The sequence below is a fragment of the Seonamhaeicola aphaedonensis genome (assembly GCF_003386195.1).
Classification (GTDB): Bacteria; Bacteroidota; Bacteroidia; order Flavobacteriales; family Flavobacteriaceae; genus Seonamhaeicola; species Seonamhaeicola aphaedonensis.
Window position 1 is genome coordinate 218,498 of the sequence record NZ_QRDX01000001.1, and the last position, 13,916, is coordinate 232,413.

Genomic DNA, 13,916 nt, shown 5'->3' on the forward strand with positions numbered 1-13,916 from the left:
AAGTAGAGTCGGTTTAATATGCTTTTCTCGTTAACTGCCAATGCTTGTTTTTAGTTTTTAGTTTTTACTTTTATTTTTTTTGGAGGAATCACCGAAGGGTTAATTCCTTTTTCTTTCATAACACTTATTACATTCGATTCCATCTTAAGCCGCATTAATTTAGTACGACCTTCTAAAAATGTTGATCTAATCTCTTTCACCTCATTCTTCAATCTTGCTATTTCGTACACTTTTTTATCTGCACTATGCGAGCTTGCAATCATTATTATAGCCAGCAACGAAATAAAAATGATAAATCGCCAATTCTTAAAAGAATCATCGCTCACCAAAAAGGTTCCTTTCAGTATGCTATATATACGCTTCTTCACTTATAGTTTTTCTGCTATTCGCAGTTTTGCACTTCGAGCCCTATTATTTGTTTTTACTTCTTCCTCAGAAGGCGTTATGAGTCCACCCACTTTTTTTAAAGGCACTTCAAAATTCCCAAACATATCACGCTCTGGTTCCCCTTCAAACATGCCATTTCTTATAAATCGCTTCACTAATCTATCCTCTAAAGAGTGATATGAAATAAAACTCAACCTACCCCCTTTAACTAAAAGTTCGGGGGTTTGTAATAAAAACTCCTTCAGCACTTCAATCTCTTGATTCACCTCTATTCTAATAGCCTGATATATCTGAGCCAAAACTTTATTTTCATGACGAGACGGCAGAAACTTTTTCAAAACCAATTTTAATTGTTCACTTGTTACTATTGGCGCCTCCTGCCTTTTATCAACAATTAATCTTGCCATAGCTGGAGCCGCCCTCAACTCACCATATTGAGCAAAAACCTGTCTTAATTGCTCTTCATCATAGTCATTTACCACATGAAAGGCAGACAGCTTACTACGCTGATTCATCCTCATATCTAAATTAGCTTCAAAACGGGTAGAGAAACCACGCCCTGGAACATCAAACTGATGAGACGATACTCCAAAATCTGCTAAAACGCCATCAACTTGCCTTATACCATAAAGTCTTAAAAACCGCTTTATATATCTAAAGTTTTCATTGATTAATGTAAACCGCAAATCATTAATTGTGTTTTTAAGAGCGTCTTCATCGTGATCAAAAGCAAACAACCTACCATTATCACCAAGTCGCTTTAATATCTCCCTGCTATGACCACCACCACCAAATGTCACATCAACATAAATCCCATCTGGTTTAACATTTAAACCATCAACCGTTTCCTTTAACAAAACCGGGTTATGATATTCCATGGTCATCATCATCATGTCCCATTACTTCTTCAGCCAAATCTGCAAAATCTAATGCCGCATCGTCTATAGCCTGTTCATATAAGTCTTTATCCCAAATTTCAATAATATTAACAGCAGCAGTAATCACAATGTTTTTTGAAATACTAGCAAAAACTGTTAGGTCCTTAGGAATCAATAAACGTCCATTCACATCAACCTCCACCATTTTAACACCTGCAGTAAATCTTCTAATAAAATCGTTATTCTTCTTTTTAAACCGATTAAGTTTATTCATTTTCTGCATTAGGACCTGCCACTCTGCCATAGGATACAACTCAAGGCATTTTTGAAACACCGAGCGACGTAACACAAAACCGTCTGCCAACACAGAAGCCATCTGCTTTTTCAAAGGCGCTGGCATCATTAACCTGCCCTTTGCATCTACTTTACATTCGTATGTTCCGGTTAAAAAACTCAATTATGGATTGTTGGTTATGCTATATAGAATTCAAATATATTGAAAAATTTACCACATTTTACCACATTTTACCACATTGTTAATAATTTTTCGATTAAACACCGTTTTAAGAAGAACTACAAACCAAACACCCCAGATAAACCCTAGCAGTCAAAGAATTACAAACAAAGAATAGTATCACAAGAATATTATTAACATCTTTACTTTCCTCATTTATTTTTATGAATGAATTAAAATCATTGAAATATGAATGAAATACCTATATTTGTTTTTAATGAAACGACAACTGATTAATGACGCATCGTTTAAAAAAAGAAGGTAACTACAACTATATAGAGGCAGGCGAAGGCACACCAATTATAGTGCTCCATGGTCTTATGGGCGGATTAAGTAATTTTGACTCTGTCATAAATTTTTTTAGCAAAAAGGGTTATCAGGTCATCATACCGGAACTTCCTATTTACGCCATGTCTTTATTAAAAACTAATGTAAAAAGTTTTGCTACCTATTTGAATGAGTTTATTAAATTCAAAGGTTTTGATAACGTTATACTACTAGGAAATTCACTTGGAGGTCATATTGGTTTATACCACACAAAATTATATACCGAAAAAGTAAAAGCTTTAATTATTACTGGTAGTTCCGGACTTTATGAAAGTGCCATGGGTGGTGGTTATACAAAACGCAGCGATTATGAGGTTATAAAGAAAAAAGCTCAAGAAGTTTTTTATGACCCTAAGATAGCTACTAAAGAAATTGTTGACGAAGTTTATGCTACAGTAAACGACCGAAATAAACTTATAAAAACTCTAGCCATTGCTAAAAGTGCCATAAGACATAACATGGCTAAAGATTTACCAAAAATGTATACTCCCACCTGTATCATTTGGGGAAAAAATGATAATGTAACACCTCCAGAAGTTGCTGAAGAATTTCATGAATTACTCCCTGATTCTGATTTATTTTGGATTGATAAATGTGGACACGCCGCCATGATGGAACATCCAGATGAATTTAATATCATCATGGAAAAGTGGTTAACTAAAAGAGGTTTTTAACTTAAGATATCCGCGCTTTTATAAAGACTTCGCTTAGTCTAAGTATTGAAAATATAATACCATGGAAATTAAATCTTCAGAATTTGTAATGAGTAATTCTGACGTTGCTAAATGCCCCAAAAGCATGCTCCCTGAATATGCCTTTATAGGCAGAAGTAACGTTGGTAAATCTTCGCTTATAAACATGCTAACAGGCAGAAAAAGTTTAGCAAAAACCTCTGGAAAACCAGGAAAAACCCAATTAATAAATCATTTTTTAATTAATAAAAATTGGCATTTAGTAGATTTACCCGGCTATGGTTATGCACAAGTTTCTAAATCGTCAAAAAAGGTATTTCAAAGATTCATCACACAATACTTTAAAAATAGAGAACAATTAGTATGTGGTTTTGTATTGGTAGACATAAGACACAATCCACAACCTATCGACTTAGAATTCATGCAGTGGCTTGGAGAAAATGGCATTCCGTTTGGTATTATCTTCACAAAGGCCGATAAATTAAAACCCAAAGCTATTGAAAACCATGTTGAAGCCTATAAAAATATTCTTTTAGAAACATGGGAAGAAGTACCTAACTATTTCATAACATCTTCCTCTAAAAACATTGGAAAAGATGATGTTTTAGGATTTATTGATGAATTAAATAGTAATATTAATTCAAACACATTTACTTAAAAAGCATGAATAGAAAAATAAAGTTTGTAATTGTAGGAAGTGGTAATATTGCAAACACTTACGTTTCGGCTATTCAAAATATTGATAATGCCAAAATTGTGGCTGCTATTTCAAAACGATTAAAAGCACCTACCAAGCAAAAGGATTTACCAGCATTCGCCTCTTTAAGTGAGGTAAATATTGATTTTGATGCTGTTATTATTTGCACTCCTCCTGGGTTACATCATCTTAATGCCATTGAAGCTGCTAGTTTAAACAAACATGTTTTTTGCGAAAAACCATTGGATGTTACCTTAAGCGCAATGGACGATATGATAACTGCATGTAAAAAAAATAACGTGCTTTTAGGAGTAGCCTACCAACGACGTTACAGCTCTGACAACCCTGTTATAAAAAAGCTTCTTCATGAAAATAAATTAGGAAAAATCTTTTCAGTTGACTTATCTGTGAAAAATTACAGAGACGACAACTACTATAATTCAGCACCATACAGAGGCACAAAAGATATTGATGGTGGAGGTCCTTTTGTTCAACAGGCTTCTCATTATATTGATTTGTACAATTGGTATTTTGGCAAGCCTTCTAAAATTGTTAGTAAGCTAAACACCTTTGCGCATAATATTGAAGTTGAAGATCATGGTGCAGCCATTTGCACACACGATTCAGGTATGATTAGCACCATAACAGCCTCTACAGTTTGTAAACCAGGATTTCCTGCCAAATTAGAAATTTATACCAGCAAAGGCTATTTAATTATGGAGAATGATATGATTACTCATTGGGATATGGAAGATCTTGAAAATCCAACTACACAATCTGAAACTGGTAATACTCACACCGGTGCAGCAACTGCATTAGTAGAAGACACAACAAATCATGAGTTTTTGATTAATGATTTTATAAAATCAATTAATACCGGAAAAGAACCTCTGATAAATGGAGAAGACGCTAAAAAAGCCTCAGAAATTATATTAGAAATCTATGATAGTCAGTTTTAAATAAAGTTTTAACCAACAGTTCTTAAAAGTTTAAACCACAAACAAAACCTTAAAACGAAAATGATGTGGTTAACTTTTAACATCTAAAGCATCGCGTAAAGCATTACCAATAAGCATAAAAGCCATAACCAAACTCATAATACATAACCCTGGAATAATGGCCAAATATGGTTTTCCAAGAATAATATAATTATAATGATCTTTAATCATGGCTCCCCAACTGGCCATGGGTGGTTGAGCCCCAATACCTAAAAAACTAAGACCACTTTCAATTAAAATAGCTGCAGCAAAATTAGCTGCAGAAATCACAATAACTGGAGCCATAATATTAGGCAGAATATGTTTTGTTATAATTCTAAAATCACTAAAACCAAGAGCTCTTGCCGCCGTAACATATTGCATTTCTTTAGTGCTGATTATTTGTCCGCGCACTACTCTAGCAACCTCAACCCACATAGTAAGTCCGACAGCAATAAAAACTTGCCAAAAACCTTTACCTAAAGCTAACGTTATAGCTATTACCAATAATAATGTAGGAATAGACCATGTAACGTTTATAAGCCACATGATAACAGCATCTACTTTACCTCCAAAATAACCAGCTAAACTACCCATTAAAACACCAATAATTAGCGAAATAAATACAGCCACAAAACCAATAAAGAAAGATATTCTTGCTCCTACCAAAACTCTACTCAACAAATCCCTTCCATACTTATCAGTTCCGAAAAAAAACGTTTGTTCTTTAATATAATCACTTATATCTCCTTTAGGAAAAGCCTTTAAACTCATTTGTTTTTCAACACCTTCAAGACCGTCAGATGCATATTCAACATAAGTTATAGTTTCATCTTCTATAGTATATCTTAAAATTGGGGCTTCAGTATTTGCATTTTTATTTCCGAAAAAGAACCTATTAAACATACTTTGCTCTGTTTTGAATTGAGAGGGAATGGTTAACATAGTTACTTTAAATCCAGGTTTTTTAGAATGGATAGATAAGTGCATTTGATTAGCATACTTTGAATTATCAGGAGCAATCATATAAGCAAACACAGAAATCAAACCAACAACTATTAAAAAGTAGAAACTAAAAACGCCCCAAAAGTTCTTTTTAAACTTCTGGAGCGCTAATTGTTTTAATGAGTTTGATTTCTTACTCATAAACCAATATTCCTATTGTTTTACAGATTTTGTTTCTGTTTGCGTTTTAGCTGCGATAACGTTTTTTATTGGATATGATAATTTTAAGTCTTCTAATACGTTTAGCGCTTCTTCAACATATACATCTTTAGACAAACTTTTATGCCAACGCTCACGCTTTTCTTTTAAATCTGTTGTATCTTGTTCAAAAAGCGATTGTTCAAAAGCATGTGATTTAAATGTTAAATTAGTTTGGTATTGTGATATGGCATCAAACTTTTTACCCTCTTCTTTTTCACTTTCAATCTGTGCTCTATACTTTTCATAATTTAGAGACACAACTGTCTCGTCAATCTTACTTTTAACCCACCTTGCATTTTCTTCTATAAGATTTAACTGCTCATTATTACTCATACGTTTTTTACTTCTGCTGATAGTTGTATTATAATCATAATAATACTCCCATGGTGTAAAATCAGCCGCGGTTATCTCGTCATAAGGTAACGGATTGTCTTTCTCCTTTTCGCCCACCTCAATAAAACTGAAGCGTCCAGGCACTTCCACATCACTTTGAACACCTTCTAATTGTACCGAGCCACCGTTTATCCTATAATATTTCTGGGTTGTAAAAGCGAGCGCCCCTAGATCTCCACTGGTATTACTTCTTACCAAATCATTTAAATTATAAACGTTTTGAACCGTTCCTTTACCATAGGTTTGTTTGCTACCAATGACAATAGCGCGTTTATAATCTTGCATGGCTGCTGCCATAATTTCAGAAGCTGAAGCCGACAATTCATTTACTAAAATAACCAATGGTCCATCCCAAGCTATAGATTTGTCTCTATCCTTTAAAACTTCCTTATTTGAACCAGTAGAACGTACCTGAACAACAGGTCCCTCTTTAATAAATAAACCTGCCATTTCAACAACTGTTGGTAAAGAACCACCACCATTGTTTCTCAAATCTAGCACTAAGCCTTCCATTCCTTCCGCTTTTAATCGCTCAATTTCCTTCTTAACATCCTGAGCTGCATTGATATTTTTGTAATCATTAAAATCTACGTAAAACTTGGGTAAATTGATAATTCCGAAAGTTTTTCCATCTTTCTCAACCACAGATGATTTGGCATAAGTCTCACCTAACTCTACAACATCTCTTGTTATAGTAACATCTTTTATGGTACCATCAACTTTTTTAATAGTCAAGGTAACTTTAGTTCCTTTTGGTCCTTTGATGTATTTTATAGCGTCATTAATTCGCATGCCAACGATATCAATAGGAAACTCTTCGTCTTCTTGCTTTACCTTTAATATAATATCCTCAACATCAAGCTCTTGACTTCTCCAAGCAGGTCCACCAGAGATTAATTCCACGATCTTAATATAATCCATACGCTTTTGGAGTCTTGCACCAATGCCCTCCAACTTACCAGACATATCCATATCAAATGCTTCCTTGCTTCTAGGTGGTAAATAATACGTATGAGGATCAAATTCTTCAACAAGGGTATTTACATAAATAGCAAACCAGTCTTCCCGTTTCAGATCATCAATGTTGTCATTAAAATAAATATCAATAGACTTTAAAGTTGCCTCACGTGCTTCTTTTTCAATTGCTACTTTATCTTTCATCTCATAAGCAGCATCACGTTCTTTTGATTGTTCTTCTTGAATTTGAATATCATCATAATTAGAAAGCGTAGAGAATTTAAGTTGTTTTCTCCAACGCTCCTTTAACTGCTTTTTATTTTTAACAAATTCATAGGTGTCGTAATCGGTATCAAACGTTTCGTCAATGGTATAATCAAATGGCTTTCCTAAAATATCTTTGTATACTTCTTTTGCTTCTGCAATTCGCTGTAACAATCTTTCATGAGTTATATTGAAGAAAGTAACATCTGTTGCCTTAATCTGGTCATCCAACTGAAATTTGTATTTTTCAAAATCCTTTATATCAGACTCGTAAAAATATCGTTTAAATGGATCTAAAGTTTCGATGTAATCATTGAATAATTCCTCAGAAAATGCATCGTCCATAGCTATCGGGTCAAAATGACCTCGTTCTAAAACAAAGGTAATTATCTGAACCAATAACTTATCTTTATCAGGGTTATCAAATGTTTTTGTTGTAAAACTGCATGAGGCAAAAGCAAGTAACAACAGTAGGGATAGAACTTTATAATTCCTTTTCATAATTTTTTTCATCCGAATGTTTTTTTGAGTTCTATTAAAAACAATAGTAATTTTTCACTAAAATAAAGAAAAAACTATGCCAATAGTGGCAAATACCTCTAATTTTTTGTTAAACCAAAGAAAATAGGTGTTTACTAATGAAATTATGTATTTTAGCGATGATTTTATTAAGAATCTGATGACAGAAAAACCGCTTATTTTAGTTACTAACGACGATGGTATTAATGCTCCAGGAATTAGAACGCTCATTAGCATAATGAATACTATTGGAGAAGTTGTGGTTGTAGCTCCAGATAGCCCACAAAGCGGCATGGGACATGCTATTACTGTTGATGCTACACTTTACGTAAATAAAATTAAAGTTGATAATGGTCCCCAGATAGAATACCGATGCTCTGGCACACCAGCCGATTGTGTTAAACTAGCCATTAGGGAGTTACTAAACAGAAAACCAGACTTATGCGTTTCGGGTATAAATCATGGTTCAAATGCATCCATTAATGTCATCTATTCTGGAACTATGAGTGCTGCTGTTGAAGCTGGTATTGAAGGGATTCCTGCTATTGGATTTTCATTACTAAACTATGCTTGGGATGCTAATTTTGAAGCTTCAAAAATTTTTGTAAAAAACATCACTAAAGAGGTGTTAAAAAACAAATTACCTGATGGTGTTGTGTTAAACGTAAATATCCCAAACCTTCCTCAGAAAGACATAAAAGGCATAAAGGTTTGTAGACAAGCTAAAGGAAATTGGGTAGAAGCTTTTGATAAACGTCAAAATCCGTCTGGCAAAGATTATTATTGGCTCTCTGGCGAGTTTGTTAATTTAGATAGCGGAACAGATACGGATGAATATGCTTTGGAAAACGGTTATATTTCTGTAGTACCAACACAATTTGATTTAACAGCACATACATTTTTAAAAGAATTAAACACTTGGAATTTAAATAGATGAAAAAAGAGATCATTATAGGCATGGTTGTGGGGTTAATTGCTAATAGTATTGGCTTAATTATTACCGCTACTATATTAGGAAATGGCGATGATTTCACGAATGTAATTAAAGCTGCAGCAAATGAAGGTTTTTTAGGGAAACTCATTAGCCTAGGAGCTATTTTAAACTTAATTGCCTTTTTTCTATTTTTAAAGAAAAGACAAGATTACAGAGCTAGAGGCGTTCTTTTAATTACTGTTTTTATAGCAGTTTTTACTTTTGTTTTTAAACTTTTCTAAATGCTATAAATGAAATACTATATCCTTGCAGGAGAAGCATCGGGAGATTTACATGGATCTAATCTCATGAAGGCATTGCTTAAAAAAGATGCACAAGCCAATATCCGCTTTTGGGGTGGCGAACTTATGCAAGCTGTTGGTGGCACACTTGTGAAGCATTATAAAGAACGTGCTTTTATGGGGTTTATTGAAGTTATCATGAATCTCTCAAAAATATTCAAACTCATTGCTTTCTGTAAGGAGGATATTAAAAAGTTTAATCCAGATGTCATTATTTTTATTGATAATTCTGGTTTTAATTTGCGTATTGCAAAATGGGCCAAAGCCCAAGGTTTTAGAACTAATTATTACATATCTCCGCAAGTTTGGGCTTCAAGAGCCAGCAGGGTGGCTTCTATAAAACGTGATATAGATGCTATGTATGTCATCCTTCCTTTTGTAAAACCTTTCTATGAAAAGCATGACTATAAGGTTCATTTTGTGGGACACCCACTAATAGATGCTATTGCTCAACGAAAACAAACAGACATAACAAAATTTAAAAAAGAGTATAACCTAAACAACAAACCAATTATTGCCTTACTCCCTGGAAGCAGAAAACAGGAAATTAAAAAAATGCTTTCAGTCATGCTAAGTTTGGTAGACGATTTTAAAGAATATCAGTTTGTGATTGGTGGTGCTCCAAGTCAAGAATACAGTTTTTATGAGCAGTTTATTAAAACAAGTAATGTTAAGTTTATCACCAACAAAACTTACGATTTATTGAGTGTTTCCCATGCTGCTTTGGTAACCTCTGGTACCGCAACTCTAGAAACCGCATTATTTAAAGTTCCTCAAGTGGTTTGCTATAAGGGTAGTGCCATTTCGTATCATATTGCAAAACGAATCATTACATTGAAATTTATCTCCCTAGTAAATTTAGTGATGGATAAAGAAGTGGTCACTGAGCTAATTCAACACGACTTCAATAAAAAACGACTAAAAAAGGAGTTGACTAATATTCTAAATACCGAAAACCGAAAACGAATTTTTGAAGACTACTATGAATTAGAAAAAGCTTTAGGAGGTAAAGGTGCAAGCGAAAAAACAGCTAAGTTGATTTACCAATACATAAAACCTAAATAATGAAAAAGGTCTTTTTCTTATTGGTTTTAGTTGTAACCCTTGGAAGCTGCAAATCTGCAAAAAAAACAAAAAACATAAAGGATTCAAATATTGAAGTAACTACAAAAAAATCAGAGACTAATAGTTCTGATAGCATTTATGATACTGAAGCAAAAACATCAACTACGAAAGCTGAAGACATTGTTAAATTTGCCATACAGTTTAAAGGCGTTAGATATAAATGGGGAGGCACTACTAAAACTGGAATGGATTGCTCTGGATTGGTTTATGAGTCATTTAGAGCACACCATATCTATTTACCCAGAATTTCCAGAGACATGGCCAAAAAAGGGAAAAAAATAAAACTTAAGGAAGTTCAAGAAGGTGATTTACTTTTCTTTAAAACTAAAAACCGGAGAAACACCATTAACCATGTGGGATTAGTTACAAAATCTACAAACAAGGTTTTGGAGTTTATTCATGCCACTACTAAAAAAGGTGTTATTATCTCACAACTCTCTGAAGATTATTGGTATAAATCTTTTGTAGAGGCACGAAGGATTTTGTAAGATTTTTATATCTTTCGGCTATATGCAGCTACTTAATTTTACCGTCATTAAACTCACCATTTGCCTTATAATTGGAATAATCACCGGCTACTTTGTTAGTATTTCACTGCAAATCTCTTTATATATCACATGCTCTTTATTCTTCATTCTAATCATTGCTTTTATTGTAGCCAAAAAACAATTAATGAAAACCATTTGGTTTGGAGTTTTAAGTTTCTTAACCATGATTTCTATTGGAGTTTTAACCACAAATATTCATAATGAAAAGAACTTTTCAAATCATTATTCGTACCATACTCTAGACTCCAAGGATTCTCTTAAATTGATTTCACTTAGAATAAGAGAAGTTTTAAAACCTAGTGATTACTACAATAAATATGTCATTGATATTTTAAAAATTAATGATACAGAAGTAAAAGGGAAATTGCTTTTAAACATTGAAAAAGACACTTTAAAACCAACTTTAAAAGTAGATGAAATCTATATTACTAAAACTGATTTTAAGAATTTAATTCATCCGCTAAATCCCAATCAATTTGACTACAAAAAGTACTTAGAAAAAAAATACATATACCATCAGTTGTTTATTAAAAACCAATCGCTTCTTAAAGTAAGTTCCAACGTGCACACCTTATTAGGTCTTGCTAACAATATAAGAGAGTATATCAATATAAAATTACAACCCTATTATTTTGAACCTAATGAATTAGCTATAATTAATGCTCTCTTTTTAGGTCAAAGACAGGATATTAGTGAAGAGGTTTATTCCAACTACACAAATGCTGGTGCCATTCATATTTTGGCAGTCTCAGGGTTACATGTTGGTATTATTTTACTCATTCTGAATTTTATTTTAAAACCAATAGAACGTTTAAAAAGAGGCTATCTATTAAAAACTATCCTACTAATATCTATTCTTTGGAGTTTTGCAATAATTGCAGGTTTATCTGCCTCTGTAACAAGAGCAGTCACCATGTTCAGTATTGTAGCTATAGCCATGAATTTGAAACGACCTACTAACATTTTTAACACATTGGCTATTTCAATGTTTATTATCTTGTTATTAAAACCTTTATTTGTCTTTGATGTTGGTTTTCAGTTAAGCTACTTAGCCGTTTTTGCCATAGTTATAATGGATCCACTGTTGTACAATATTTGGAAACCTAAAAATTGGCTTTTAGATAAATACTGGCATACACTTACCATCACTATCGCAGCACAAATTGGAATTATCCCGGTGAGCCTATATTATTTTCATCAATTTCCAGGATTATTCTTTATTTCAAATTTGGTTATCGTACCTCTTCTCGGAATTATTTTAGGGTTTGGCATTTTAGTTTTACTACTAGCAGTTTTAAATATATTACCTCAATTTGTAGCCTCAGGTTTTGGTTATGTTATTAGTTGCATGAATAACGTTGTTGCTTGGATATCAAATCAGGAAACCTTTCTATTTAGGGATATTCCCTTTGGCATTTTATACCTAATTGCATCATATATTCTTATTACCTCAGTAGTTAGGTTATTCATTAAAAAGAATTATAAAGCGGTTAGATTTTTTTTAATTTCAGTCTTGATTTTTCAAGTATCGGTTATCTACACCAAATATCAAACACCAAAAAATCAATTCATCATATTTCACAAAAGCAGACATAGTTTAATTGGTAATGTTACCAAAAACAAAATTACAGTAGCTCATAATTTTGATAGCATAACACAATTACAAAACAAAATTATAAAAGATTACACAGTAGGAAACCATATAAGCCATATAGAAAACACTACAATAAAAGAGGCTTATTTATTGAATAACAAAAAAGTTTTGTTGGTAGATAGCCTTGGCATATACAATGTAAAGTCTATAAAGCCCGACTATATTTTGTTAAGGCAATCACCAAAAATAAACCTAAGCAGATTGATTGACTCCATTAAACCTAAATACATCATTGCCGATGGCAGCAACTATAAATCTTATATAGAAAATTGGGAACGTATTTGTGTAAAACGAAAACTCCCTTTTCACCAAACCAGTAAAAAAGGAGCTTTTATAATAAACTATTAAAGTATTATAGTGTCTTGTTAATTATATTATTGGCTACATTTAACCAAGCCGTTGGACCTCCTCTAACATAACCTGTTTTTCCTAAACTTTTAAGATTAGTTCTACCATCATTCATCTTTTCTGGAATCACAAAATGAACCGTTGGATAACCTCTCACTTGAAACATACTTTGTAACTGCAGGTTCTGGTTTTTTATCTTTTGATCTTGAGGTGTTCTTCTTGGAAAATCTAATTCAACTAACACTAAACTATTTGACCACTCTTCAAAATCGGAAGTTTTAAACACTTCATTTTGAAGTCTTTTACACCATCCACACCAATCAGACCCAGTGAAGAACAACAATATCTTTTTATTTTCTTTAGAAGCTTCATTTAGAGCTAGATTTAAATCAGTATGCCATTGTACTCTTTGTTGCGAGAAAGTTTTACTAGAACTTAGAGTTACAAAAAATATTAAAAAAAACACTTTTTTCATTTTCATTTTGTTTTATGACACACTATAACTATAAATTTATCCTTCGAACTCATATTGGAATGCCTTGTAATACTCATTAAATTTTTCCTGAGTGTCCATACCTTTATGATCATCATTTTTAAACATCTTCAAATACAACTCCAGCTGTGTTGGTGTTTTGTACCCTCTTAAAGGAAAAATAAGTTTACCCTTCTCATCAATAAAAACTATAGTTGGGTAAGCCTGTACCTGAAAGTATCTGGACAATTCATGAGGTGAGTTTCTTCTATTTGTTAAGTCTGGGTTATAATTAGGGTTTGAAAAGGTTTTACCATCATAGGATACCTCTTCATTTCCTTCGGCATTAAACTTTACAGCGTAATAATGCTCATTCACATATTCTACCACATCTTTATTATGAAATGTATTTCTATCAAGCATTTTACAAGGGCCACACCAATTGGTATACACATCCATCATGATTTTTTTTGGTGTTTTTTTTTGAAGCTCCAATGCCTCATTAAAAGTCACCCAATTAATCTCCTGCGCTACTCCGATTTTATTAATAAGCACGGAGAGCATCATTATAAACAATATCTTTTTCATATGTAATTCAAGAATAATTTTTTAATCATTTCGAAAGGTCACAACATTTTAAATCATGGACTATTAGTTTCAAAATGTATTCCGAACTTACAAAA

The 13,916-nt window shown here is 32.8% G+C and carries 15 protein-coding genes; 8 read left to right on the forward strand and 7 right to left on the reverse strand.

What is annotated here, in order from left to right; all coding sequences use genetic code 11:
• Positions 1-50: 50 nt before the first annotated feature.
• From DFQ02_RS01015 to mraZ, 3 genes are read right to left on the reverse strand one after another with little or no spacing between them, the layout of a single operon-like run.
• Positions 51-368 (reverse strand): FtsL-like putative cell division protein, encoded by a 318-nt coding sequence (locus DFQ02_RS01015; protein ID WP_116039128.1) that lies wholly within the window; start codon positions 366-368, stop codon positions 51-53.
• Entirely contained in the window at positions 369-1,265 is an 897-nt protein-coding gene (rsmH, locus tag DFQ02_RS01020) for a 16S rRNA (cytosine(1402)-N(4))-methyltransferase RsmH (RefSeq protein WP_116039648.1), read from the reverse strand. It lies immediately after the preceding gene.
• Positions 1,252-1,722: a division/cell wall cluster transcriptional repressor MraZ gene (gene mraZ / locus DFQ02_RS01025; protein WP_116039129.1), complete on the reverse strand. Its 471-nt coding sequence runs from the start codon at positions 1,720-1,722 to the stop codon at positions 1,252-1,254. The genes rsmH and mraZ overlap by 14 nt, the downstream gene beginning before the upstream one ends.
• Before the next feature lie 293 nt (positions 1,723-2,015).
• Here mraZ and DFQ02_RS01030 point away from each other — a divergent pair, with 293 nt between their 5' ends.
• From DFQ02_RS01030 to DFQ02_RS01040, 3 genes are all read left to right on the forward strand, one after another.
• Complete coding sequence (locus tag DFQ02_RS01030; RefSeq protein ID WP_116039130.1) at positions 2,016-2,780, forward strand: alpha/beta fold hydrolase; 765 nt, start codon at positions 2,016-2,018, stop codon at positions 2,778-2,780.
• A 61-nt stretch (positions 2,781-2,841) separates the two neighbouring features.
• Complete coding sequence (gene yihA, locus DFQ02_RS01035) at positions 2,842-3,456, forward strand: ribosome biogenesis GTP-binding protein YihA/YsxC (RefSeq protein ID WP_116039131.1); 615 nt, start codon at positions 2,842-2,844, stop codon at positions 3,454-3,456.
• Between the two features lie 5 nt (positions 3,457-3,461).
• Positions 3,462-4,454, forward strand: a complete 993-nt coding sequence (locus DFQ02_RS01040) for a Gfo/Idh/MocA family protein (RefSeq protein WP_116039132.1) — start codon at positions 3,462-3,464, stop codon at positions 4,452-4,454.
• A 69-nt stretch (positions 4,455-4,523) separates the two neighbouring features.
• Here DFQ02_RS01040 and DFQ02_RS01045 read toward each other — a convergent pair whose 3' ends face one another.
• Positions 4,524-5,618: an ABC transporter permease gene (locus DFQ02_RS01045; protein WP_116039133.1), complete on the reverse strand. Its 1,095-nt coding sequence runs from the start codon at positions 5,616-5,618 to the stop codon at positions 4,524-4,526.
• 12 nt (positions 5,619-5,630) lie between these two features.
• Positions 5,631-7,793: a carboxy terminal-processing peptidase gene (locus tag DFQ02_RS01050; RefSeq protein ID WP_116039649.1), complete on the reverse strand. Its 2,163-nt coding sequence runs from the start codon at positions 7,791-7,793 to the stop codon at positions 5,631-5,633.
• Between the two features lie 178 nt (positions 7,794-7,971).
• Here DFQ02_RS01050 and surE point away from each other — a divergent pair, with 178 nt between their 5' ends.
• From surE to DFQ02_RS01075, 5 genes are read left to right on the forward strand one after another with little or no spacing between them, the layout of a single operon-like run.
• Entirely contained in the window at positions 7,972-8,748 is a 777-nt protein-coding gene (gene surE, locus DFQ02_RS01055) for a 5'/3'-nucleotidase SurE (RefSeq protein WP_116039650.1), read from the forward strand.
• Positions 8,745-9,026: a hypothetical protein gene (locus DFQ02_RS01060; RefSeq protein ID WP_116039134.1), complete on the forward strand. Its 282-nt coding sequence runs from the start codon at positions 8,745-8,747 to the stop codon at positions 9,024-9,026. The genes surE and DFQ02_RS01060 overlap by 4 nt, the downstream gene beginning before the upstream one ends.
• A gap of 9 nt (positions 9,027-9,035) precedes the next feature.
• Complete coding sequence (gene lpxB / locus DFQ02_RS01065; RefSeq protein ID WP_116039135.1) at positions 9,036-10,151, forward strand: lipid-A-disaccharide synthase; 1,116 nt, start codon at positions 9,036-9,038, stop codon at positions 10,149-10,151.
• Entirely contained in the window at positions 10,151-10,699 is a 549-nt protein-coding gene (locus DFQ02_RS01070; RefSeq protein WP_116039136.1) for a C40 family peptidase, read from the forward strand. Before lpxB ends, DFQ02_RS01070 begins: the two co-directional genes overlap by 1 nt.
• Before the next feature lie 22 nt (positions 10,700-10,721).
• Complete coding sequence (locus DFQ02_RS01075) at positions 10,722-12,761, forward strand: ComEC/Rec2 family competence protein (RefSeq protein WP_116039137.1); 2,040 nt, start codon at positions 10,722-10,724, stop codon at positions 12,759-12,761.
• A gap of 4 nt (positions 12,762-12,765) precedes the next feature.
• On the opposite strand, the gene DFQ02_RS01080 is transcribed toward DFQ02_RS01075, so the two are convergent.
• On the reverse strand, positions 12,766-13,236 hold the full coding sequence (locus DFQ02_RS01080; protein ID WP_116039651.1) for a thioredoxin family protein: 471 nt from the start codon (positions 13,234-13,236) through the stop codon (positions 12,766-12,768).
• 36 nt (positions 13,237-13,272) lie between these two features.
• Complete coding sequence (locus DFQ02_RS01085) at positions 13,273-13,821, reverse strand: thioredoxin family protein (RefSeq protein ID WP_116039138.1); 549 nt, start codon at positions 13,819-13,821, stop codon at positions 13,273-13,275.
• Positions 13,822-13,916 lie beyond the last annotated feature (95 nt).

Excerpts from the sequence above, each read along its gene's own strand:
- DFQ02_RS01045 (WP_116039133.1), bottom strand. The coding sequence starts at position 5,618 with ATGAGTAAGAAATCAAACTCATTAAAACAATTAGCGCTCCAGAAGTTT.
- yihA (WP_116039131.1), top strand. The coding sequence starts at position 2,842 with ATGGAAATTAAATCTTCAGAATTTGTAATGAGTAATTCTGACGTTGCT.
- DFQ02_RS01070 (WP_116039136.1), top strand. The coding sequence starts at position 10,151 with ATGAAAAAGGTCTTTTTCTTATTGGTTTTAGTTGTAACCCTTGGAAGC.
- DFQ02_RS01080 (WP_116039651.1), bottom strand. The coding sequence starts at position 13,236 with ATGAAAAAAGTGTTTTTTTTAATATTTTTTGTAACTCTAAGTTCTAGT.
- DFQ02_RS01040 (WP_116039132.1), top strand. The coding sequence starts at position 3,462 with ATGAATAGAAAAATAAAGTTTGTAATTGTAGGAAGTGGTAATATTGCA.
- rsmH (WP_116039648.1), bottom strand. The coding sequence starts at position 1,265 with ATGGAATATCATAACCCGGTTTTGTTAAAGGAAACGGTTGATGGTTTA.
- DFQ02_RS01030 (WP_116039130.1), top strand. The coding sequence starts at position 2,016 with ATGACGCATCGTTTAAAAAAAGAAGGTAACTACAACTATATAGAGGCA.
- lpxB (WP_116039135.1), top strand. The coding sequence starts at position 9,036 with ATGAAATACTATATCCTTGCAGGAGAAGCATCGGGAGATTTACATGGA.
- DFQ02_RS01085 (WP_116039138.1), bottom strand. The coding sequence starts at position 13,821 with ATGAAAAAGATATTGTTTATAATGATGCTCTCCGTGCTTATTAATAAA.
- surE (WP_116039650.1), top strand. The coding sequence starts at position 7,972 with ATGACAGAAAAACCGCTTATTTTAGTTACTAACGACGATGGTATTAAT.
- DFQ02_RS01060 (WP_116039134.1), top strand. The coding sequence starts at position 8,745 with ATGAAAAAAGAGATCATTATAGGCATGGTTGTGGGGTTAATTGCTAAT.
- DFQ02_RS01075 (WP_116039137.1), top strand. The coding sequence starts at position 10,722 with ATGCAGCTACTTAATTTTACCGTCATTAAACTCACCATTTGCCTTATA.
- DFQ02_RS01050 (WP_116039649.1), bottom strand. The coding sequence starts at position 7,793 with ATGAAAAGGAATTATAAAGTTCTATCCCTACTGTTGTTACTTGCTTTT.